Origin of the sequence: Streptomyces sp. GbtcB7 (assembly GCF_019091445.1) — a bacterium.
GTDB lineage: Bacteria > Actinomycetota > Actinomycetes > Streptomycetales > Streptomycetaceae > Streptomyces > Streptomyces mirabilis.
Genome location: NZ_JAGXJM010000022.1, coordinates 145,373 through 167,335, shown reverse-complemented (window position 1 = coordinate 167,335; position 21,963 = coordinate 145,373). Strand labels below are relative to the sequence as shown.

The 21,963-nt window shown below is 70.7% G+C and carries 22 protein-coding genes; 11 read left to right on the top strand and 11 right to left on the bottom strand.

The window, feature by feature from the left end; all coding sequences use genetic code 11:
- Nucleotides 1-42: 42 nt before the first annotated feature.
- Nucleotides 43-513 (top strand): DUF5709 domain-containing protein, encoded by a 471-nt coding sequence (locus tag KVT44_RS32450; protein WP_217570730.1) that lies wholly within the window; start codon nt 43-45, stop codon nt 511-513.
- A 33-nt stretch (nt 514-546) separates the two neighbouring features.
- The gene (locus tag KVT44_RS32445) at nt 547-822 is read left to right on the top strand and encodes a type B 50S ribosomal protein L31 (RefSeq protein ID WP_054228904.1); all 276 of its coding nucleotides are present in this window, start codon (nt 547-549) and stop codon (nt 820-822) included.
- 98 nt (nt 823-920) lie between these two features.
- Here the strand turns inward: KVT44_RS32445 and KVT44_RS32440 are convergent, their stop codons facing one another.
- Nucleotides 921-1,715, bottom strand: a complete 795-nt coding sequence (locus tag KVT44_RS32440; RefSeq protein ID WP_067372608.1) for a metal-dependent hydrolase — start codon at nt 1,713-1,715, stop codon at nt 921-923.
- A gap of 145 nt (nt 1,716-1,860) precedes the next feature.
- Here KVT44_RS32440 and KVT44_RS32435 point away from each other — a divergent pair, with 145 nt between their 5' ends.
- The gene (locus tag KVT44_RS32435) at nt 1,861-4,374 is read left to right on the top strand and encodes an RNA helicase (RefSeq protein WP_217570728.1); all 2,514 of its coding nucleotides are present in this window, start codon (nt 1,861-1,863) and stop codon (nt 4,372-4,374) included.
- A gap of 19 nt (nt 4,375-4,393) precedes the next feature.
- The gene (locus tag KVT44_RS32430; RefSeq protein ID WP_217570726.1) at nt 4,394-5,260 is read left to right on the top strand and encodes an acyl-CoA thioesterase II; all 867 of its coding nucleotides are present in this window, start codon (nt 4,394-4,396) and stop codon (nt 5,258-5,260) included.
- Between the two features lie 16 nt (nt 5,261-5,276).
- Here the strand turns inward: KVT44_RS32430 and KVT44_RS32425 are convergent, their stop codons facing one another.
- Nucleotides 5,277-6,254 (bottom strand): DUF6397 family protein, encoded by a 978-nt coding sequence (locus KVT44_RS32425; protein WP_217570724.1) that lies wholly within the window; start codon nt 6,252-6,254, stop codon nt 5,277-5,279.
- A 128-nt stretch (nt 6,255-6,382) separates the two neighbouring features.
- Nucleotides 6,383-6,796, bottom strand: coding sequence for a roadblock/LC7 domain-containing protein (locus tag KVT44_RS32420; protein WP_075025432.1), 414 nt, complete (start codon nt 6,794-6,796; stop codon nt 6,383-6,385).
- A gap of 92 nt (nt 6,797-6,888) precedes the next feature.
- On the opposite strand from KVT44_RS32420, the gene KVT44_RS32415 reads away from it, so the two are divergent.
- Nucleotides 6,889-7,317, top strand: coding sequence for a PPOX class F420-dependent oxidoreductase (locus KVT44_RS32415; protein WP_217570722.1), 429 nt, complete (start codon nt 6,889-6,891; stop codon nt 7,315-7,317).
- A gap of 40 nt (nt 7,318-7,357) precedes the next feature.
- Here KVT44_RS32415 and KVT44_RS32410 read toward each other — a convergent pair whose 3' ends face one another.
- The 5 genes from KVT44_RS32410 to KVT44_RS32390 all read right to left on the bottom strand — a co-directional run bounded on the left by KVT44_RS32410 (nt 7,358) and on the right by KVT44_RS32390 (nt 12,391).
- Nucleotides 7,358-7,963, bottom strand: a complete 606-nt coding sequence (locus KVT44_RS32410) for an ATP/GTP-binding protein (protein WP_075025430.1) — start codon at nt 7,961-7,963, stop codon at nt 7,358-7,360.
- 156 nt (nt 7,964-8,119) lie between these two features.
- Nucleotides 8,120-8,515, bottom strand: a complete 396-nt coding sequence (locus tag KVT44_RS32405; protein ID WP_217570720.1) for a DUF742 domain-containing protein — start codon at nt 8,513-8,515, stop codon at nt 8,120-8,122.
- A gap of 19 nt (nt 8,516-8,534) precedes the next feature.
- Nucleotides 8,535-8,972, bottom strand: coding sequence for a roadblock/LC7 domain-containing protein (locus tag KVT44_RS32400; RefSeq protein ID WP_099924110.1), 438 nt, complete (start codon nt 8,970-8,972; stop codon nt 8,535-8,537).
- A complete protein-coding gene (locus KVT44_RS32395) occupies nt 8,969-11,551 on the bottom strand; it encodes a sensor histidine kinase (RefSeq protein WP_217570718.1) in 2,583 nt (860 codons plus the stop codon). Before KVT44_RS32395 ends, KVT44_RS32400 begins: the two co-directional genes overlap by 4 nt.
- A gap of 66 nt (nt 11,552-11,617) precedes the next feature.
- Nucleotides 11,618-12,391: an MHYT domain-containing protein gene (locus tag KVT44_RS32390; RefSeq protein ID WP_054228914.1), complete on the bottom strand. Its 774-nt coding sequence runs from the start codon at nt 12,389-12,391 to the stop codon at nt 11,618-11,620.
- A 152-nt stretch (nt 12,392-12,543) separates the two neighbouring features.
- Here KVT44_RS32390 and KVT44_RS32385 point away from each other — a divergent pair, with 152 nt between their 5' ends.
- Entirely contained in the window at nt 12,544-13,143 is a 600-nt protein-coding gene (locus KVT44_RS32385) for a class I SAM-dependent methyltransferase (protein ID WP_217570716.1), read from the top strand.
- Nucleotides 13,144-13,147: 4 nt separating this feature from the next.
- On the opposite strand, the gene KVT44_RS32380 is transcribed toward KVT44_RS32385, so the two are convergent.
- Complete coding sequence (locus KVT44_RS32380; RefSeq protein WP_217570714.1) at nt 13,148-13,906, bottom strand: alpha/beta fold hydrolase; 759 nt, start codon at nt 13,904-13,906, stop codon at nt 13,148-13,150.
- Nucleotides 13,907-14,029: 123 nt separating this feature from the next.
- On the opposite strand from KVT44_RS32380, the gene KVT44_RS32375 reads away from it, so the two are divergent.
- The 3 genes from KVT44_RS32375 (at nt 14,030) to KVT44_RS32365 (ending at nt 15,980) form a co-directional block, all read left to right on the top strand.
- A complete protein-coding gene (locus tag KVT44_RS32375; RefSeq protein ID WP_217570712.1) occupies nt 14,030-14,614 on the top strand; it encodes a PadR family transcriptional regulator in 585 nt (194 codons plus the stop codon).
- A gap of 63 nt (nt 14,615-14,677) precedes the next feature.
- Complete coding sequence (locus tag KVT44_RS32370) at nt 14,678-14,983, top strand: hypothetical protein (protein ID WP_217570815.1); 306 nt, start codon at nt 14,678-14,680, stop codon at nt 14,981-14,983.
- A gap of 136 nt (nt 14,984-15,119) precedes the next feature.
- Nucleotides 15,120-15,980, top strand: coding sequence for a hypothetical protein (locus KVT44_RS32365; RefSeq protein ID WP_217570710.1), 861 nt, complete (start codon nt 15,120-15,122; stop codon nt 15,978-15,980).
- Nucleotides 15,981-16,119: 139 nt separating this feature from the next.
- Here KVT44_RS32365 and KVT44_RS32360 read toward each other — a convergent pair whose 3' ends face one another.
- Both KVT44_RS32360 and KVT44_RS32355 read right to left on the bottom strand, forming a co-directional pair.
- Nucleotides 16,120-16,302, bottom strand: coding sequence for a hypothetical protein (locus KVT44_RS32360; RefSeq protein WP_054228918.1), 183 nt, complete (start codon nt 16,300-16,302; stop codon nt 16,120-16,122).
- 129 nt (nt 16,303-16,431) lie between these two features.
- Nucleotides 16,432-17,514, bottom strand: a complete 1,083-nt coding sequence (locus tag KVT44_RS32355; RefSeq protein ID WP_217570708.1) for an acyl-CoA desaturase — start codon at nt 17,512-17,514, stop codon at nt 16,432-16,434.
- 245 nt (nt 17,515-17,759) lie between these two features.
- On the opposite strand from KVT44_RS32355, the gene KVT44_RS32350 reads away from it, so the two are divergent.
- On the top strand, nt 17,760-20,612 hold the full coding sequence (locus KVT44_RS32350) for a DEAD/DEAH box helicase (RefSeq protein WP_217570706.1): 2,853 nt from the start codon (nt 17,760-17,762) through the stop codon (nt 20,610-20,612).
- Nucleotides 20,609-21,889 (top strand): SWF or SNF family helicase, encoded by a 1,281-nt coding sequence (locus tag KVT44_RS32345; RefSeq protein ID WP_217570704.1) that lies wholly within the window; start codon nt 20,609-20,611, stop codon nt 21,887-21,889. Before KVT44_RS32350 ends, KVT44_RS32345 begins: the two co-directional genes overlap by 4 nt.
- The last annotated feature ends 74 nt before the right edge of the window (nt 21,890-21,963 follow it).

Sequence of the window (21,963 nt, the reverse complement as noted above, 5' to 3'; positions counted from 1 at the left end):
GCGCGGTGGGATCGGGCTCGCCCGCATCACCTGGAGGTACCCGTGAACAGCGTCGACGGATGGGGAGACGACGTCTACCAGCCCGACGGATCCGAGGTACAGGACGACGCGGGGCTGCTCGACTCCGAGGACACCCTGCTCTCCGACGGTGTCGGTGACCCGCTCGACCGGGGCTGGTCCCCACCGGAGCGGCCGTGGGCGGTGGAGCACTCCGGGGTGACCGCCGCGGAGCGCCGACAGGGCGAGACCCTGGACCAGCGCCTCGCTGAGGAGATGCCGGACGTCGCCGAGCCGGACGGGGACGGCATCGGCGACTGCCAGGGCACCGACGGCGAACCCTGGGACAACGAAGTGGGCGCCAGCCGCTCCGGTCGTCTCGTCGCCCCCAATGAAGGAGCGCACGAGGACGACGAGAGCGGTCTGATCGCCACCGACGTCGGCATCGACGGGGCCGCGGCCTCGGCCGAGGAGGCCGCGATGCACATCGTCGACGAGGACACCACGTCCGGCTGACCGGCCCCCGCCCCTCTCCCCCAAGGAGCACCCATGCAGCAGGACAAGCACCCCGACTACCACTCCGTCGTCTTCCGCGACCGCGCCGCCGGGTACGCGTTCCTCACCCGGTCCACCGCGACGAGCGACCAGACCATCGAGTGGGACGACGGTGAGACCTACCCGGTCGTCGACGTCGAGATCTCCTCGGAGAGCCACCCCTTCTACACGGGCAAGGCCCGGACCGTGGACTCGGAGGGCCGGATCGCACAGTTCGAGAGGCGGTACGGGGGTGCGGGGCAGGGAGCGGGCAAGGACGGGACGGCGTGAGGGGTTGCCCCCCACGCTCGGGCCCGAGGAGCTGACACTCCTCCTCGGGCGTGCGGGGCTGAAGCTCCTCCTGGGGCCTGCGGGGCTGACGCGCTCGCTCAGATGACGTTGAGCGCCGCCGCGCAGCCCACTCCGCCGAGCAGCATGAAGACCGGCATGAGCACCTTGAGCTCGACCCAGCTGCCGGCCCGGAAGCGCATCGCCTTGGGCGGGCCGATCGGGTACCAGCGCTTGCGGCCGATCGGGATGGGCCACAGGACCGGGCAGCCGGACACCGTGAGCGCGTCGCCTATGTCGTGCACCAGGGCGCCCAGGACGATCGGCAGGCCGAGCCACAGGTACTCCTGGCCCGGCGCGGTGAACAGCCAGTCCGAACCGTTGCCCGGCTTGTCCAGGACTCCGGCGAGGATCCAGGCGCTGGTCGCGGCCAGCAGCCAGACCAGGACGTCGCTGCTGGAGCCGCGGGCGGCCCGCCACAGCAGTCCCTCGATCGCGAGCACCATGTGCACGAAGAGGATGGCCAGGACCGCCCAGCGGCCACCTGTGATCGCGAGGACCGCGGTGCCCGCGCCGATCATCACCGCCCACAGCCAGGTGTGCGTCAGCGTGCGATGGCCGCCATTGCGCCGTGGGTCGCCCGGCTTGCGGGTCGACTTGTAGACGGCGTACGAGAGCTTGTCGACGATCTCGCACAGCGTCCGTGAGACGGGCCCGAAGGCCCGCGAGATCGTCGCCGCCTTGTGGTCCAGGTCGGGTGCGAGCGCGGCACCCGCGCAGATCAGGGCGCCGACGAGGAGGACCGGCCAGGGCATCGTGTGACCGGTGGCGGCCGCTGCCGCTCCGACGCCGAGCCAGGCCGCGGCTCCCGAGAGTGAGTGTGCTGGTCCCATCATGGCCGTTCCCCGCCCCATTCTTCTTTAGCCGCTGTCCAGTTGCCCGCATACGCTGACGCTTCGTCGGCGCCACAGCGTAACGGTCGTGATCTTCGGACGAGCATCCGATTCCCCCATCGAGCGGGTCGACAGGCAAGATGGGGGCGTGACCCTCATCGATCAGCTGCCGCAGACCCCAGATCCCGACGCCCTCTACGAAGCCTTCGAGTCGTGGGCCGGGGAACGCGGTCTCACGCTCTACCCCCATCAGGAGGAGGCGCTGATCGAGGTGGTCTCGGGTGCGAACGTGATCGTCTCGACGCCCACCGGCTCGGGCAAGAGCATGATCGCCGCGGGCGCCCACTTCGCTGCGCTCGCCCGCGACGAGGTCACCTTCTACACGGCGCCGATCAAGGCACTGGTCTCGGAGAAGTTCTTCGAGCTGTGCAAGATCTTCGGCACCGAGAACGTCGGCATGCTGACCGGCGACGCCTCCGTGAACTCCGACGCCCCCATCATCTGCTGCACCGCCGAGGTGCTGGCGTCCATCGCGCTGCGGGACGGCAAGCACGCCGACGTCGGCCAGGTCGTCATGGACGAGTTCCACTTCTACGCGGAGGGCGACCGCGGCTGGGCGTGGCAGATCCCGATCCTGGAACTGCCGCAGGCGCAGTTCATCCTGATGTCGGCGACGCTCGGCGACGTCTCGATGTTCGAGCAGGACCTCACCCGGCGCACCGGACGCCCCACGTCGGTGGTCCGCTCGGCGACCCGGCCCGTGCCGCTCTCCTACGAATACGTGCTGACCCCGCTGACGGAGACGCTCACCGAGCTGCTCGCGACCAAGCAGGCTCCGGTCTACATCGTCCACTTCACTCAGGCACAGGCCGTGGAGCGGGCGCAGGCACTGATGAGCATCAACATGTGCACGCGCGAGGAGAAGGACCAGATCGCCGAGCTGATCGGCAACTTCCGCTTCACCACCAAGTTCGGCCGCAACCTCTCCCGGTACGTACGCCACGGCATCGGCGTGCACCACGCGGGCATGCTGCCCAAGTACCGGCGGCTGGTGGAGAAGCTGGCCCAGGCCGGTCTGCTGAAGGTCATCTGTGGCACGGACACCCTCGGTGTCGGCGTCAACGTCCCGATCCGCACCGTGCTGTTCACGGCGCTGACGAAGTACGACGGCAACCGGGTGCGCACGCTCCGTGCCCGCGAGTTCCACCAGATCGCCGGCCGCGCCGGGCGCGCCGGATTCGACACGGCGGGCTTCGTCGTGGCACAGGCGCCCGAGCACGTCATCGAGAACGAGAAGGCGCTCGCCAAGGCGGGCGACGACCCGAAGAAGCGCCGCAAGGTGGTCCGCAAGAAGGCTCCCGAGGGCTTCGTCGGCTGGACGGACAACACCTTCGAGAAGCTCATCGGCTCCGATCCCGAGCCGCTCACCTCCCGCTTCCGGGTCACCCACACCATGCTCCTGGCGGTGATCGCCCGGCCCGGAAACGCCTTCGAGGCGATGCGGCATCTGCTGGAGGACAACCACGAGCCGCGCAAGCAGCAGCTGCGGCACATCCGGCGGGCGATCGCGATCTACCGCTCGCTCCTCGACGGCGGCATCGTCGAGAAGCTCGACGAGCCGGACGCCACGGGCCGCATCGTGCGCCTCACCGTGGATCTGCAACAGGACTTCGCGCTCAACCAGCCGCTGTCGACCTTCGCACTCGCCGCGTTCGAGCTGCTGGACCCCGAGTCGCCCTCCTACGCCCTGGACATGGTGTCCGTCGTGGAGTCCACCCTGGACGACCCGCGGCAGATCCTCGCGGCCCAGCAGAACAAGGCGCGCGGCGAGGCCGTGGCGGCGATGAAGGCGGACGGCGTCGAGTACGAGGAGCGCATGGAGCGGCTCCAGGACGTGTCGTACCCCAAGCCGCTGGAGGAACTGCTCTTCCACGCCTACAACACCTACCGCAAGAGCCACCCGTGGGTCGGCGACCATCCGTTGTCGCCGAAGTCCGTCATCCGTGACATGTACGAACGGGCCATGTCCTTCACGGAGTTCGTCTCCTACTACGAGCTCGCCCGTACTGAGGGCATTGTCCTGCGCTACCTCGCGAGTGCCTACAAGGCGCTTGAACACACCGTCCCGGACGACCTCAAGTCCGAGGACCTGGAGGATCTGATCGCCTGGCTGGGCGAGCTGGTGCGCCAGGTCGACTCGAGCCTCCTCGACGAGTGGGAGCAGCTCGCCAACCCCGAGGAGATGACGGCCGAGGAGGCCCAGGAGAGGGCCGACCAGGTCAAGCCGGTCACGTCGAACGCCCGTGCCTTCCGTGTCCTCGTCCGCAACGCGATGTTCCGCCGTGTCGAACTCGCCGCGCTCGACAACGTCGACGAGCTCGGCGAGATGGACGGCGAGTCCGGCTGGGACGCCGACGCCTGGGGCGAGGCGATGGACAAGTACTGGGACGAGTACGAGGACCTCGGCACGGGCCCCGACGCTCGTGGCCCCAAGCTGCTGTCGATCGTGGAGGAGCCGCAGAACAGTCTGTGGCGCGTCCGTCAGACCTTCGCCGACCCGAACGGTGACCACGACTGGGGTATCAGCGCGGAGGTCGATCTCGTGGCCTCCGACGCGGAGGGTCGCGCGGTCGTCAAGGTCACCGACGTCGGCCAGTTGTGAGCACAGGAGAATCCCACACATGACGAACCCAGCCGAGAGGCTCGTCGACCTGCTCGACCTGGAGCAGATCGAGGTCAACATCTTCCGTGGCCGCAGCCCGGACGAATCGCTGCAGCGGGTCTTCGGCGGCCAGGTGGCGGGCCAGGCCCTGGTGGCGGCCGGGCGCACCGCCGAGGCCGACCGGCCGGTGCACTCACTGCACGCGTACTTCCTGCGCCCGGGCCGGCCGGGTGTGCCGATCGTGTACCAGGTCGAACGGGTCAGGGACGGGCGCTCGTTCACCACCCGTCGCGTCACCGCCGTGCAGCAGGGGCGCACGATCTTCAATCTGACCGCCTCCTTTCACAAGCCTGAGGTTGGGAGCTTCGAGCACCAGTTGCCGCCGGCCCGCGAAATACCGCACCCGGAGTCGCTGCCGACGGTCTCGCAGGAGATCACCGAGCATCTGGGCGCGCTTCCCGAGTCGCTGGAGCGCATGGCGCGCCGCCAGCCGTTCGACATCCGGTACGTGGACGGACTGCGCTGGACCCCGGAGGAGATAAAGGACGCGGAGCCGCGCAGCGCGGTGTGGATGCGTGCCGTCGGGCCACTGGGCGACGACCCGCTGGTGCACACCTGCGCCCTCACCTACGCGAGCGACATGACCCTCCTGGACGCCGTCCGCATCCCGGTGGAGCCGCTGTGGGGTCAGCGCGGTTTCGACATGGCCTCGCTCGACCACGCGATGTGGTTCCACCGGCCGTTCCGCGCGGACGAGTGGTTCCTGTACGACCAGGAGTCGCCGATCGCGACGGGCGGTCGCGGGCTGGCCCGCGGGCGCATCTACGACCTGGAGGGACGCCTGCTCGTCTCGGTCGTCCAGGAGGGGCTTTTTCGGGCGCTGTAAGGATGCAGGGAAAGGGTCAGGGGTTTCTGCGGCGCAGCCACCCGAGGAGCCTGCGTGGCCGCTCGGGCTCCACGCTCGGGGCCGGGTCGTCGAGGGCGGCTTCCCGCGGTCGCGAGACCGCCGGATCCGCCGCGCTCAAGGGGGAGACCGGCGTCGGCGGGGCCTTCGGGGTCGGGCGGGGCGCGGGGCGGAGCTCTCGGGCCTCGACGAGCGCCTGGCCCAGGTCGGCACGGAGCCAGCTGATCTCGTCGGGATCCTCGGCCGTCATGATGCGCGAGACGAGGTGTGCGGCGGGCGTGTCCGGCGCGGCGCCGTGGGCGGCCCGCTCGGGCCGGAAGCGGTTCAGATACGCGCGCTCGTAGGGGTCCCTGACGATCTCGGCCACCTGAACGGGGTCGAGCAGGGAGGCCACGATCGCGGCCTGCGCCCAGGGGTCCTCGGTCTGCCGCAGCAGGAATCCCATGTGCCGACCCCGCCAGTTGCGGGGGCGGAGGTCCAGGCCGGCTTCCAGCTGGTCGCGGAGTCCCTCGGGGGTACGGCCCTTCAGCAGCCTCGCGTTCTGCTCGTCCGCCCCGAACTGGCGCAGTTCTTCGGCCAGATACAGCCAGACCACAGCCCTGTACCGGTTCAGGTAAAACTTCACGGGCACCACCAGACCCAGGCGGGCGAAGCGCGTGAACCTGGCGGCCGTCACGCCCATGAGCGCCGCGCCCTCCGTGGTGCCGACGGCCTTGACGCGTTCCCGCAATGCCTCGGGGAAGCCGTCCTCGGAGCGCACCCGCTCGATCTCCGCACGATTGACGCGGCGTCCGCCTCCCCCCTCGTCGGGAACGGTGCGGACACATCCGAGATGCAGGGCGAGGTCGAACTCGCCGCGCTTGAGCTCCAGTTCTCGCGCGGCGCGTGCGAGCGACGTTGTGGCGGGCCTCGATGCGGTGGACTGCAATGCGATGGACTGCGGGGCGGCGGACTGCGTGATGGTGTTGCCGGACATGACGGTTCTCCCCCGTGGAGTGAGGTGCTCGCGCCGTCGGGCGCTCGCTTCGAGAAAAACCGTAGCCGGTTCGGCGGATCTCGCGACGAGCCTGTGGATAACTCTCACCGCGATGACGTATCCACAGGTCAGAGATCTACGGAAGACGAACGTTCCGGTTGGCGTACGTCCACGCCGAGGTGTTCGCCGACACGGTTGACGAGCAGTGTCATCTCGTAGGCGACCTGGCCGATGTCGGCTTCCGCGGCGCTGAGGACACACAGACAGCTGCCCGCGCCCGCCGCGGTGACGAAAAGTACCGCGTCGTCGAACTCGATCATCGTCTGGCGCACCTGACCGGCGCCGAAGTACCGACCTGAGCCCTTCGCCAGGCTGTGCAGGCCCGACGAGACCGCCGCGAGGTGCTCGGCGTCCTCACGTCGCAGTCCTGTGCTCGCGCCGGTCACCAGCCCGTCGTTGGACAACACCAGCGCGTGCCGTACGTGTTCGACGCGCTCGGTCAGGTCGTCGAGCAGCCAGCCGAGCCCCGTGTTCTGCGCCATGCTCCATCTCCCCGTGATGTTTTCCCCCTGGCTGGAGGATCCGACCAGCCAGCCTTCCCCACGGCCGCCCTCCGGGCAAGGAGGATGGGCGCATGGCACAGAAGATGACCGATGAGCAATGGCGGGCCTTCGTCTCGCAGGGCACCCGCACCGGAAAGCTGTCGACCGTCCGCGCCGACGGAAGTCCGCACGTGGCGCCGATCTGGTTTCTGCTGGACGGCGACCACCTGCTCTTCAACACCGCGAAGGACAGTGTGAAGGGACGGAATCTGGCCCGCGACGGGCGAGTCGCCCTATGCGTGGACGACGACCAACCGCCGTTCGACTTCGTGGTTCTGGAGGGTCGTGCCGAGTTGTCGGAGGATCTGGCCGAGCTGCGTCACTGGGCAGCTCGGATCGGCGCACGCTACATGGGTGAGGATCGGGCCGAGGAGCTCGGGAAGCGCAACGGCGTCCCGGGTGAACTCCTCGTCCGCGTGAGGATCGAGAAAGTCGTGGCTTGGGCCTCGATGGCGGCCTAGGTCTCTCCTTCGGAGGCCTCGGCCCGATTCTTCCGTGGTCTCAGCCGACGGAGTCGAGCAGCCGGGCGGTGTGCACCCGCCCGGCGTACTCCACGAGCCGGATGAGTACCTCCTTCCCGGAGTCGCGGTCCCTGGCGTCGCAGAGCACCACGGGCGTGCCACGGTCGAGGTCGAGGGCGCGGGACACGTCCTGGGCGCCGTAGGCCCGGGCGCCCGTGAAGCAGTTGACGGCCACCACGAACGGGATGTGCCGGTGCTCGAAGTAGTCCACCGCGGGGAAGCAGTCCTCGAGCCTGCGGGTGTCCGCGAGGACGACGGCGCCCAGCGCACCCTGCGACAGCTCGTCCCACAGGAACCAGAACCGGTCCTGGCCCGGCGTGCCGAAGAGGTAGAGGGAGAGGCCGGACCGGATGGTGATGCGTCCGAAGTCCATGGCGACGGTCGTCGTGACCTTGTGGTCCACGCCGTCGGTGTCGTCCACCGACTGACCCGCCTCGCTGAGCAGTTCCTCGGTGCGCAGCGGCTTGATCTCACTGACCGCGCCCACCAGGGTGGTCTTGCCCACGCCGAACCCGCCGGCGACCAGTATCTTCAACGCCAGGGCGGTCGTTTCGTCGGCCGAGGCGTCGGAGTTCTCGGAGACCATCGATCACTTCTCTCGGGAGTGGCGGCAGCCGTCGGCGTCGGTCGAACGGTGCCGGGTGTGCGTCGGTGCATGTGTGCGCGTGTGTGGAATCGTGTCGTTCATCTGGGTATGCGGAGTCGGGTGGTTCCCCTGGATGCGTGGAGTCGCGTCGTTCATCTAGAGCGCCCTCAGTCCCTCGATCACCTCGCGGAGGATCCGCTCGTCGGGCAGTTGTGCGGGCGGCACCGGGCGGCTGACGGTGACGCAGCCCAGTTCCAGCAGGTCGCCGAGCAGCACCCTGACCACGCCCACCGGCAGGTCCGCGCCCGCGGCGAGTTCGGCCACGGATTGCGTCTCTGTGCGGCACAGGTCGATGAGGGCCCGGTGTTCCGGCCCGAGCAGAGAGTCCTCGTCGACTCCGGGTGCACCCTTGTCGAGGGTGACCAGAGCGATCAGATCGAAGCGCACTCCCGTGGGGCCCGGTTTGGTGCGGCCGCCCGTCATCGCGTAGGGCCGGACGAGCGGTCCCGCTTCGCTGTCGTACCACTGGCTGCCCGCGAGGTCCTCGGTCATCTGCGCCGCCCGCCCTCGGTCATCCGGCGGCGGGCGGCTGCGCGGCGACCCGCGGAGGCGTGTAGAGGTGCTCGCCGACGCGCTTGACCAGCCGCGCCATCTCGTAGGCCACCAGACCGATGTCGGCCGTGACCGCGGTGAGGACGGCGAGGCACGAGCCGTCGCCCGCTGCCGCGACGAACAGAAAGCCGTCATCCATCTCCACCATCGTCTGGCGTACGCCCCCGGCGCCGAAGTGACGTCCCGCGCCCTTGGCCAGACTGTGAAAGCCCGAGGCGACGGCGGCCAGGTGTTCGGCGTCCTCACGCCTGAGGCCGGTGGAGGAACCCACCGCCAGTCCGTCGTTCGACAGCACCACCGCATGCCGCACTTCGGCGACGCGTAGCACCAAGTCGTCCAGCAGCCAGTCGAGTTCGCCGGATGACTGGGCTGCCCTCATGCTCGGGTCCTGGATCATGCGGGGTCTCCTTCACTGCTGTCGCTGCCCGCATCGGGGGCTGGGGTGACGCGGCGACCGGGTGTTCTGCCGCCGCCGCGCGCCCAGCCGTCGCGGTAGGCCGCCATACGGTCCCGTACGAGTTCTGGGGTGCGTGTGTCGTCGTGCTGGTGGGCCGCCACTTGTGTCGGCTCCTCGGTTCGCTGTGCGCGCAGTTGGGGCGCGAGGCTCGCCTGCCGTACGCGCCGTGGGAGGTCGTCGGACCCCTCGGAGTCGTCCGGAGGGCGGTGCAGCCGCAAAGTGGTGACTCCAGGTGGTGTCGTTTCCGGCGAGCCGTTCAGAGGGGTTTCGGACGAGACGTTCACGGGGGCTTCCGGCGAGCCGTGCGCTGGGGGTTCGACAGCGGTCTGCACCAGGGGCACGAGTGCGGGCCGCTCGATGGGCGCCTGGACGGAGTCGTGCTCTGGGGCGGCCGACACACGCGCGTACTCGCGTTCGTCGGGCCTTTCGTTGTCTGTCTTGCGGGGGGAACGTTCCGCCGCGCCTCCGTGCAGCAGCGCGGTCGGCAGCAGGACGACGGCGGTGGTGCCCCCGTAGGGCGAAGTGCGCAGGTGCACCTTGATGCCGTGCCGGGCCGCGAGCCTGCTGACCACGAAGAGACCGAGCCTGTCGCTGTCGAACAGGTCCAGCGCCTCGGACTGTTCGATGCGCCGATTGGCCTCGTCGAGCGTCTCCTTGCCCATGCCGAGCCCTCGGTCCTCGACCTCCACGGCGTAACCGTTGCCGACCGGTTCGCCGGTGATGCGGACGCGGGTGTGCGGCGGGGAGAACTGGGCGGCGTTCTCGACGATTTCCGCCAGGAGGTGGGTGAGGTCGGCCACGGCGGCGCCGCCGACCGATGCCTCGGGCAGCTGACGTACCTCCACGCGCGCGTAGTCCTCGACTTCGGACACGGCCGCGCGGACCACGTTCGTCAGCGAGACCGGCATGCGCCAGGCCCGGCCGGGTGCGGCGCCGGAAAGGATGATCAGGCTCTCCGCGTGGCGCCGCATCCGGGTGGTGAGGTGGTCGAGCCGGAAGAGGTCACTCAGTTCGTTCGGGTCCTCGGACCTGCGCTCCATGCTGTCCAGCAGGCTCAGTTGGCGGTGCACGAGGACCTGGCTGCGCCGGGCGAGATTGACGAAGACCCCCGAGATCCCGCTGGCCAGTTCCGCGCGTTCGACGGCGGCGCGCAGGGCGGCCCGGTGCACGGTGCCCAGGGCCTCCGCGACCTGTCCGGTCTCGTCCTCCGAGGGTGGTCCTGGCGGAGCCTCCGCGCGGACGTCGATCTCCTCCCCCGCGCGCAGCTTGCGCATCGCCTCGGGCAGCTTGTGTCGAGCGATCTCGAGGGCGCTGTTGCGCAGGAGCACCAGCTCGACGACGAGGCCGCGTCCGATGCGTACGGAGATCACGAGCGAGGCGGCGACGGCGGCGAGGCCGAACACGACGGCGGCGCCGGCGGGTGTCAGCAGACCGCGGGTCAAGGGGTCGGCACGGTCCGCGACACCCCGGCCCGCCTTCGCCTCGATGGCGCGCATGGCGTCCTGCACGCGCGCGTGGGCGGTGTTCCAGTCGGCTTCCGGCGCGGCGTCGACGGCGTTTCCGCCGGGCCTCGACGCGAGCACCTTGTCCTCGACGGCGCGTACGTCGGCGTACGCGCTCCCCGTCACGAGGTCGCGCCAGGAGGCCTGTTCGGGTCCACGCAGATCCGCGACGGCGGCGTCGGTCAGGGCGCGGCGGGTGGCGACCGCCCCGGTGAACTGCCGCAGTCGCTCACCGTCCAGGGTGTGGGCGAGCCGGGCACCGGACAGCACGGTGTCCTCCTGCGCCAGCGCCTCGCCTGCCCGGGAGAATTCGAGGAGTACGCGCGCGTCGGAGCCCAGGTCGGCGTCCTGGATGCCGGTAAGGGCGCCCCCGACCGCGAAGGCCGCCGAAATGGTCCTGGTGTACTGCCCGTACGCCTCGTCCCATCCGGTTCGGCGCTCCAGTACGGCGGTGCGCAGGGGCCCCAGGCTCTCGGCCCCGTTGACGAAGGCGTCGAGCCGTCCGGCCACTCCGGCGGGCAGGTCGGCGCCGTCGGCGACGGTGTTGTGGTCGCCCAGTCGCAGCTTCGCCACCGCGCGGTCCGTGCGTTCCGCCAGCGTCTTGAGATCGCTCTGTGGCTCGGAGGTCGGGTCGGTCGCATGGCGGACGGCGGCCGCGCGTTCGGCCTGGAGCGCGGCGACGGCGTCGTCGACCGGGGCTCGGACGGTGGAGTCCACGCGCTGCAACTGCCGCAGCCGCGCGACGTCCTGGGCGGTACTCACCGTGGCGTACGCCCACAGGGCGAGCAGCGAGACGACCGGCACCATGAGCAGACAGACGATCTTGGCCCGCACCGTACGAGGACGTATGCGCCATCGTCCCGCGCGCGCGGATGCCTCTGGCGGCGTCCCTGTGGCGTCCTCGTCGGGGTCGGTGTACTCGTCGGCGGGTGGTCCCGCGTGGGCGCGGCGGCCGCGCTGCGGGGGTGGGGCCGACGGCTCGGCGCCGGCTGCAGGGGTCCTACGGGGTGTACGCATGGCCTCCTCGCTCGGAGTGGTTCGGGGCGTGTCGTCCGAGCCGTCGTGGCTCGGGCCGGCCACTAGCTAGCGGGCGACGCTCTCGACGGGCCGCTGGGCCGATGCGGATGCCTCGCGCTCGCGGGCCGTCGGGGACAGCGCGACGAATGCCGAGGTCAGGAAGAGATAGGACCCGAGGCCGACGGCGAGGGGGAAGATGAACTGCATCGCCGTGGCCCCGGGAAGGGCCTCCCCGGAGGGGCTGACACGCACGCTCACCGCCATCATTCCGGTGTAGTGCATGCTGCTCACCGCCCCACCCATGACGAGGGAGGCGACGGCGACCGCGACGGGCGACCTGATGTTGAGTGCCGCCCACAGGGCCGCGGTGGCCGCGACCACGGCGATCACGACGGAGAGCCCGACGAGCACCGGGTCGTAGCGCACGACGCCGTGCAGCCGAAGCGCCGCCATGCCCAGGTAGTGCATGCTCGCGACGCCGAGTCCGGTGGTGAGCCCGCCCAGGACGAGCGCCCGGCCCCGGTCGCGGCCGTAGCCGACGGCGAAGACGCCCGCGCCGACGACGACCATCGCGACGAGCAGACTGAGGATGGTCAGCGGCACGTTGTAGCGCATTTCCGTACCGCTGACACTGAAGCCGAGCATCGCCACGAAGTGCATCGTCCAGATGCCGGTGCCGATCGCGGAGGCCGCGGTGAGCAGCCAGTTGCGGCGCGAGCGCCCGGTGGCGCCGAGCGCGCGGACCGTGCAGCGCAGCCCCAGGGCGGCGCCTATACAGGCCATCACGTACGACAGCACGGGGGTCAGCCAGCCGAAGGCGGCGTGGTCCAGGTGTCCCATGGCCCAGGGACGCTAGTCCGGTCAGGGGCGCACAAAGGGAGCGCATTTCGAAAGGTGTTGAAATATGACACAGACAGGTACGTGACCGATCACATGACGCTCGAACGTGTGCACAGCGTCGTACTTCGTGTCGGTGAGAGATCATGCGGAACATGAGCGACGACCACACACACGTCCAGGAGTTCTTCACGACGCGCGCGGCCGACTGGGACGCGCGGTTCCCCGACGACGGGCCGGCCTATGCGGCGGCGGTCGGCGAACTCGGGCTGCGCGAGGGGGACCGTGTGCTCGACGCGGGCTGCGGCACGGGGCGGGCGCTGCCGCCGCTACGCGCGGCCGTGGGGCCCTCCGGAGTGGTCGTCGCAGCCGATCTGACACCGGCCATGCTGGCGGCCGCGGTACGGGCCGGACGGCACCGCGACGGGCAGTTGCTGCTCGCCGACGTCACCGCGCTGCCGCTGCGCACGGAGTCGCTGGACGCCGTCCTCGGGGCGGGGCTGATCGCGCATCTGCCCAACCCCGCCGAGAATCTGAGGGAGTTGGCGCGGGTGGTGCGGCCCGGCGGCACGCTGGCACTGTTCCATCCGATCGGCCGGGCTGCGCTCGCCGCGCGCCAGGGGCGCCGGATCACACCGGACGACCTGAGGGCGGAGGCCAATCTCCGCCCTCTGCTGGCCGCTTCCGGCTGGGACATGACGTCGTACGTCGACGAGGACGCCCGCTTCCTGGCGCTGGCCACACGGCGGGGCTGAGGCCTCAGACCTTTCCGGCGACCTCGGCCACGAAGACGTCGGGGTTGTCGAACATGACGTTGTGCCCCGCACCGGGAACGGTCACCACCCGGACTCCGGCGGTCTCCAGCTCCTCCCTGTTCGCCAGTTCACCGCTCAGTGCCCCCTGAAGGTAGACACGGTCCGCTGTCAGCCCTTCGAGCAGGTGGCGCATCGTCGGGACCGTGCCGCGCGCGAGGCCGATCGCGGTGCGGTGCAGCGCGCGCGGGTCGGCGAGCCGCATGGTTGCCGCCCAGGAGGGGCCGACTTTGTCGAGCACGCGCGCGTGGCCACCGTTTTCGACGTACTCCTCCTCCGTGTACGAGGCGATGCCGCTGCTGCCCGCCTTGACCGGTGGATACGGGTCGAGGTTCGCCTCCACGAGGACCAGCCTGGACACGAGCTCGGGACGCCGATGGGCGAGCACGATGGCCACCGCGCCGCCCATGCTGTGCGCGACCAGCTCCGCCGCCGTGACACCGGCCTCGTCCAGGGCGGACGCCAGCGCGTCCGCGTGGTCCTCCAGGGTGTAGCCGAAGTCCGCGGGCCGATCACTGATGCCGTGACCGGGCAGATCGACGAACAGGGTCCGGCGCCCCGCCAGTTCGGGCCGGGCCGCGATGTGGGCGTTGTAGACCGTCGAGGCCGACCCCAGTCCGTGTACGTACACCCGGGCCGGTTCAGCGCCCGTCGCCTCCGTCCAGCGGATGCAGCTTCCCTTGCCGTCGAACTCGGCCTGCCTCATCGCTCTCCCTCAGGTCTGCCTGTTTGTTTCTCGCGTTCCAGGAGAATACATCGGGTTCGATGTATAGAGGAAGCGATGTACAACGGAGGTGATGTACACCGCTGGTGCGGCAGAATGCGGGGCATGCTTGAGCTGGCCATCCTCGGTTTTCTGTACGACGCCCCGCTGCACGGCTACGAGCTGCGCAAGCGCATCACCGCGCTGACCGGCCATGTGAAGCCCGTCGCGGAGAGCACGCTGTATCCCGCGATCAAGCGACTGGAGAAGGCGGGGTTGCTGGCGCGGGCGACGCAGCCCGGCTCCGTGGCTGCCCCTCGTCATGTCCTGACGCTCACCGAGGAGGGGAGAAGCGAGTTGCGCCGCCGACTCGCGGACCCCGTACAGCGCGACATCACCGACGAGAACCGCTGGTTCACGGTGCTCGCCTTCCTCAGGCACCTGGCCGACTCCGCGGCGCAGGCCGCGGTACTGCGCCGCAGGCTCGCCTTCCTGGAGGAGCCCGCGAGCTTCTTCTACGAAGGCGACCGGCCGTTGCGCGCCGAGGAGCTCGACGATCCCTTCCGGCAGGGCATTCTCACCATCGCCCGTGCCACGAGCCGGGCCGAACTCACCTGGCTGCGGGCCACGATCGACTCACTCGAAGGGAACGTTCGCGACACTTCACCGGACCGTCCCTCTTCTGCCGCCGGGCCTTCAACTCTACGTTGAGTAGCAGCAGGTGAACGATCAGCGATGGCAACCGCGCAGGGGGAAGGTGGCCCGATGACCGGAATGTTCGGCAGACTCCGCGAGATATGGCGCCGGAAGGCGGCCGACGAGGCCAAGGCGCAGCGGCCCGCCAAGCGGCGACCGGAGAAACGTACACACAATCTTTTCGAGGCGGCCGCGGCCTATGTGTCGGCCTGCGCGGAGGACGACCAGGAGCAGATCGACGAGGCCGCGGCCTGGGTGTCGCCCGAGGCGCTGTCGTTCGGGGTGAACGAGCTGGCCTGCCGTGCCGTCATCGCTCTGGCGCGGGAGCGTGACGAGTCGCCTCGGACGGTGGCGCGGACGCTGCTCGGCCTGCCCGCCGCCTGACCGCGGTGGGCCCGGGCAGGGCGTTTCGCCCCCGTCCAGCCGGATAACTGCAGCTCCGCGTCTGTTTCGGGCTCGTGACAAGCGCCTTCGGGTCGCATTATGGTGCGCCGACGAACGTAGCGATCGGGAGGCTGGGATGGCCGGGACGGACGATGGCGCCGTCGCCACCGGGGACGACGACGCGCTGTATGTGCTGACAGCGGTGCTGTTGACGCCCGCGAAGTTCCCCAGCGTGCTGGGGGACGACTACCCGGAGGCCTGCGCGGCGCTCGACCTGGCACCCCTGGCCGACGGGTACGGTCTCGTGCTCGGCCAGGATGGCGAGGGTGCACGGTGGACGGTCGTCATCGACGACGTCTCGCTGGTCGCCGTCGCCATCGCGTCCTGGGACTGCGGGATGGAGCACGAGCTGTCGCCCGACGAGCGCACGGTCGTCTCCGCGCTGCCCGGCTGGCCCCTGGACGTCGCCGTCGCGGCTCCCGGGGTGCCGGCCCCGCACGACCCCGCGCCCGAGCTCACGGATCGGCCCGCGCTCACCCCACCGAACACCGCAATCTGGGGACCGGCCCAACGACGCCTCGGAGCCGACGAGATCGCCCTCCAGTGGGCGATCTGGCGGGAACAGATCGACGACGGCGACTTCGTCACGCCGGAGGACACCGCCCGGCCCGAGGACGCCCACCAGGACGAGACCGAGAGCACCGACGGCGACAGCGGCAGCGGCGAGACCCGCAACGGTATCCGCCGGGTGCTCGCGGAGGCGCGCTCCTACGTGGACACCCCGCCGCCCCTGGGCCGCGTCCGCTCGTCCTTCGCCACCGGCGACGCCCGGACCCTGCGTGCGGACGGCCCCGGCTGGTCCATGGTCGCCCGGACCGACGACATCGCCTTCGTCCTCCTCGACGAGGAGCCCGGAGAGGTCCTGCCCGTCGGCCGGGGCCCGGAACTGCCCGGCCTCCTGGAGGCCCTCGACAAGATGGCCGTACGCCCCAGTTGAGCGGTCGCGCAGTGGGTCGCTCCTCGCCCCGGACGAAGCGGGGCACGCGCCCGCTCGCGGACCCTGCCGGCGGCACGATCCGCGAGCGGCGACCGAGCCGTCTCCCGCATGCCGGGAGACGCGCCCGGTCGGCAGCGCCTCAGCGGCCGAGTTCCTTGCGGGTGACGCGGCGCAGCCTGCGCCGCTGCGAGGGGTCCAGCGTCAGGTACGCGGCCGCCGGAACTCCCACCACGATCAGGAAGGAGACCCACCAGGGCAACCAGATCAGCAGGATGAGGCCGACCGCCACACCACCTGCGGCGATCTTCGCGTTCTTCGACATGTGTCGCCTCCTTCGCGGCTGCTGCCGCTCTCTGTCCTGAGAACGGGTCCACGCCTCTCACGGTTCCAGTGCGCGACCCTGAGACATCCCTGAGGCGCTCCCCTGACCCACCCCTGAGACCCTCCGGGCTCACTCACCCCCTGAGACCTTCCGCGGCTCCTCGGCCCTGAGGGGTTCGCCGACCTCGTGCATGTGACGCAGGGCCTGCCGGTAGGAGTCGACGAGCCCGGTTTCCGCGTAGGGGATACCCGATTCCCGACAGTGTGCGCGCACCAGCGGCTGGGCGAGCCTCAGATGGGGGCGGGGCATGCTGGGGAACAAGTGGTGCTCGATCTGGTAGTTGAGGCCACCGAGGAACCAGTCGGTCAGGGCGGCGCCGCGGACATTGCGGGAGGTGAGCACCTGGCGGCGCAGATGCCCCCAGCGCTCGCCGTCCGGGTCGGGCATTTCCATGCCCTTGTGGTTGGGCGCGAAGGCCATGCCCAGGTGCAGGCCGAACAGTGCCTGGTGCAGCGCGGCGAAGGCCAGGGCCTTGCCGAGGGACATGGAGGTGAGCAGCAAGGTCGCGTATGCCACGACGTGGGTCACCAGCAGCAGTGCCTCCACCACCCGCTCACGCGGGGGCTGCCGGCGCAGGTCCTGGAAGCCGTGGACCTTCAGGGCGACACCTTCCAGGAGAGTGAGCGGGAAGAAGAGCCAGGCCTGGTTGCGGGTGAGCCAGCGCCGGAAGCCCACCCGGGCCTCGGCCTGCTCACCGGTGAAGACCAGGACGTCGGCGACGACGTCGGGATCCTTGTCGATGTGGTTCGGGTTGGCGTGGTGGCGGTTGTGCTTGTGGTTCCACCAGGAATAGCTCAGTCCGAGGAGCAGGTTGCCGTGGACCAGGCCGATCGCACGGCCGACCGACTTGTTGCCGGTGATCTGCGTATGGCCCGCGTCGTGGCCTATGAAGGCCGTGCGGGCCGAGAACACGGCGAGCAGTGGGGCGAGGACAAGCGCCCACCAGGAGTTGCCGATCAAGGCGACACCCGTCACGACCGCGGCCAGGGCCAGCGCGTTCACGGTGATCGCGCGTGCGTACCAGCCGTGGCGCCGGTCCAGGAGACCCCGGGCCCTGACGGTGCGCAGGAGGGGCGCGAAGTCGCTTCCGGGGCTCTGCCCTACACCCACCCCTGGAAGGTCTTCCACGACGGCTGTGGCGGTCTGGGGCATGGCGGGTCTCCGGTTTCTCAGGCAAGGGGCTGACCTGATGAAACGTACGAACCAGTGACCCTCGGCGACCATGACGCCACCACCCGCGTCCGTACTGAGGCTTTCCCCGTCCATCGAGGGGGGTTACGTACACCCCGGCCCGGGAAGAGCCGCCTCACGGTCCGGGCATCCCCGCCCGGTGTACGCGGTGCTGTACCCTCGGCGACTCCGACCCAGTAGTCAAATTTGAGGAATGCGCTATCGCTGTGCAGAGAATTCCTGCGGCGACGCCCGCCGAGATCTCCGAACTGGCCCCATGCTGCGCCGTGTTCATGCCCGCCGATCCGTCCCGTACCGGAAGCGTCGCTTTCTGGCGGCCCGACGGCGACGTCCCACCTGTGGTGGCGTCCGGCGCCTTCGACGACCTGACCGTCGCACTGCCCGGAGACGACGGTGTCGAGCTCGTGACCGTGCCCGCTGTCCTACTCCCGGTGCGCGCCGCGCTGCCGGTCCTCACACGCGCGCGGGCCGCCGCGCACGCACACCGGGCGACCACGTTCTGGGGCGCGGCCGCCGTGCTCGCCCTCCAACTCGCCGCACGGGGGCTGCTGCTGCCGGGGCTGACGGCGAGCGACCACGACGCGTGGCGTGCCGGTCCACTGCGGGCCGACGACCTGGAGCGCGTACGCGAACTCGCCGCGGCGATGCCGCCCGACGCGCATGCCGTGCCGGTGGACGGCCGTGAGCCGGTGCGGCTGCCCGACCCCGAGCGGTTGCTGCGAGCCTTCCTCGACGCGGTCGCCGACGCGCTGCCCCGCTCCCCCGCCGCGTCGCCGGCCGCGGGAGGCGCGGCCTTCGCGGCGCCGGAGCCGCAGTATGTGCCGGAGCAGCGCGCCTGGGCCGCCGACGTGGCCGCGGGGCACGACGCGGGCGTACGCGTCTCGCTGCGCGTCGAGGTCCCTGGGCTGGCGTCGGTCGGGGCGGACGAGACGCGGCTCCCGTTCCGCGGGGTGCTGCAGGTGCACAGCGTGAACGACCCGGGCCTTGTCGCGGACGCCTCCGCCGTCTGGGCGGGATCGGCGGCCTTCGGCCCGCGCGCGCGGATGGACGTCCTGCTCGCCCTGCGCCGTGCGGCCCGCGCCTGGCCCCCGCTCACCCCGTTGCTCTCGGCGACGGTGCCGGACGCCGTCGAACTCGCCGACGAGGAGGTCACCGAACTCCTCGGCGAGGGCGCCGGCATGCTGGGGTCCGCCGGCGTCGACGTGCACTGGCCCAAGGAGTTGGCGCGCAAGCTGACCGCGCGCGCCGTCATCGGCCCGCCGGACGACGAGCGGAGTCCGGACAAGGTCGCGTCGGCCGCGCCCTCCTTCCTGTCCGCGGACGCGCTGCTTGCCTTCAACTGGTGGTTCGCGCTGGGCGATCAGCGACTCACACGACAGGAGCTGGACCACCTCGCGGAGGCGAACCGCCCCATGGTACGGCTGCGCGACCAGTGGGTCCTCGTCGACCCGCAGGAGGTGCGCCGTGCCCGGGCGCAACAGGACCGCAAGGTCACGCCCGTCGAGGCGCTGAGCGCCGCTCTGACGGGCTCCACGGAGGTCGACGGCCGCAGGGTCGACGTTCGGCCCACGGGGTGGCTGGCGACGCTGCGGGAGCGGCTCTCGGACCCGGAGGGTCAGGAGCCGGTCGGGCAGCCCGCCGCGCTCACCGCGACGCTGCGGGACTACCAGGTGCGGGGCCTCAACTGGCTCGCCCGAATGACCTCCTTGGGACTGGGTGGCTGTCTGGCCGACGACATGGGCCTGGGCAAGACGATCACGCTGATCGCCCTGCATCTGCACCGGCAGACCGACACGTCGGCGGCGGGCCCCACCCTCGTGGTCTGTCCGGCCTCCCTGATGGGCAACTGGCAGCGCGAGATCGAGAAGTTCGCGCCCGGCACGCCGGTGCGCCGTTTCCACGGCTCGCGGCGCAGTCTGGAAGGCCTGGTGGACGGGGAGTTCGTGCTCACCACGTACGGCACGATGCGGCTCGACGCGCCGCGACTGGCCGCGGTGCCGTGGGGCATGGTCGTCGCGGACGAGGCGCAGCACGTGAAGAACCCCTACTCGGCGACGGCGCGAGCGCTGTGCACCGTCGGCGCACGCGCGCGTGTGGCGCTCACCGGCACGCCGGTGGAGAACAACCTCTCGGAGCTGTGGGCGATCCTCGACTGGACGACGCCGGGCCTGCTCGGGAGTCTCGGCTCCTTCCGGACGCGTTACGCACAGGCCGTCGAAGGCGCTCAGGATCCTGCGGCGGCCGAGCGGCTCACCCAGTTGGTCCGGCCGTTCCTGCTGCGGCGGCGCAAGTCGGACCCCGGTATCGCGCCCGAGCTGCCGCCGAAGACCGAGACCGACTGTGCCGTCTCGCTCACCAAGGAGCAGGCGGGTCTGTACGAGGCGGTGGTGCGTGAGACCCTCGCGGAGATCTCGGCCGCGGACAGCATGGCGCGGCGCGGTCTGATCGTGAAGCTGCTCACCGGGCTGAAGCAGATCTGCAACCATCCGGCGCAGTTCCTCAAGGAGGACCGGCCGAAGATCCCGGGCAGGTCCGGGAAGCTGGAGCTGCTGGACGAGCTGCTCGACACCATCCTCTCCGAGGGAGCGAGCGTTCTGGTCTTCACGCAGTACGTGCGGATGGCGCGCCTCATCGAGCGCCATCTCGCGGTGCGCGGCGTCGCGACGCAGTTCCTGCACGGCGGGACGCCCGTCTATGAGCGCGAGGCGATGGTGGAGCGCTTCCAGGAGGGCGAGATCCCGGTCTTCTTGTTGTCGTTGAAGGCCGCGGGCACGGGCCTGAACCTGACGCGGGCCGAGCACGTCGTGCACTACGACCGCTGGTGGAACCCGGCCGTCGAGGCGCAGGCCACGGACCGCGCGTACCGCATCGGCCAGACCCGGCCCGTGCAGGTGCACCGACTGATCGCCGAGGGGACCATCGAGGACCGCATCGCCGAGATGCTGCGGCGCAAGCAGCAGTTGGCCGACGCGGTCCTCGGCGCCGGAGAGGCGGCGCTCACGGAGTTGACCGACGCCGAACTGGCCGACCTGGTGGAGCTGCGAGGGGACGCACGATGACGGATGGGAACGAGGAGCGTACGTTCGCGGCGCTGCCGCCCGCACAGGGGCAGGGCTTCGCGCAGACGTGGTGGGGCCGGGCCTGGCTGAAGGCGCTGGAGGACGCGGCGCTGGACTCGGAGCCGGTGAAGACGGGCCGCAGACTCGCGCGTACGGGGGCGGTGGGCGCCGTGTCGGTGCGGCCGGGGCGCGTCACCGCCGTCGTTCGGGACCGGGACGGCACCGCACACCGCTCGGACGTGCTGCTTCAGGAACTGTCCGAGGAACAGTGGGACCGTTTCCTGGACATGGCCGTCGAACGGGCCGGCCATGTCGCGGCGCTGCTCGACCGCGAGATGCCGCCGCATCTGGTGGAGGACGCGGCGGCGTCGGGAGTCGAGCTGCTTCCGGGTTTGGGCGACTTGGAGGCCGAGTGCGACTGCGGGGCCTGGGACCACTGCGGGCACACCGCGGCGCTCTGCTATCAGATGGCGCGGCTGCTCGACCAGGATCCGTTCGCCCTGCTGCTGATGCGCGGCCGCACCGAACGCACGTTGCTGGACGAGCTTCAGTCGCGCGGCAGCACGACCGCGAAGAACCGGCCGGACGCCCCGGAACCCGCTCAGCAGGGCGTGGACGCCTGCGAGGCGTACGCGGCCGGGGACATCCTGCCGCCCCTGCCCGCTCCTCCCATACTGCCCGAGGTGCCCGGTCGGCCGCCCTCCCTGGACACCGAGGCCGCGCCCGCACCCGGCGTCGACCCGGCCGCCCTGGAGTTCCTCGCCACCGCGACCGCGGCCGAGGCGCACCGACTGCTCGCCGAGGCGCTCGGACCGACTCACGGGCGGGAAGCACCGGCGGAGTTGACAGTTGAGCAGGACGCGGTCCGGCTGGCGGCACTGGCCCCCGAGGGTGCGATCGTCGAGCGGCTGGCCGACGGATCGGGACGCGACCGGCAGGAACTGGCGCTCGCCGTACGCGCCTGGCACCACGGAGGTGTGGTCGCGCTGGCCGTGCTGGAGGACGAGTGGGCCGTGGAGGCGGCGGCACTCGCACGCGCGCGTGCCGCCCTGGAGGCGGCCTGGGACGAGGACGAGCGGCCGCGACTGCGTGCCACCCGCAACCGCTGGACCGCCGTCGGCGCACCTGCCCAGCTACGTCTGGGGCGTGACGGCCGATGGTGGCCGTACCGCAAGGAGCGGGGCCGTTGGACGCCCGCGGGGCCGGCGGCGGGGGATCCGGCCACCGCCTTCGCGACGGCGCAGGGAGACCCGAGCGGCGACCCGATGAGTGGTTGACGCCCCACGTTCACCTCGAAGTCGCACGACGTTCGGCGCAGCGGCCAACTCTGGCCGCTGTCAACGAACTTGTG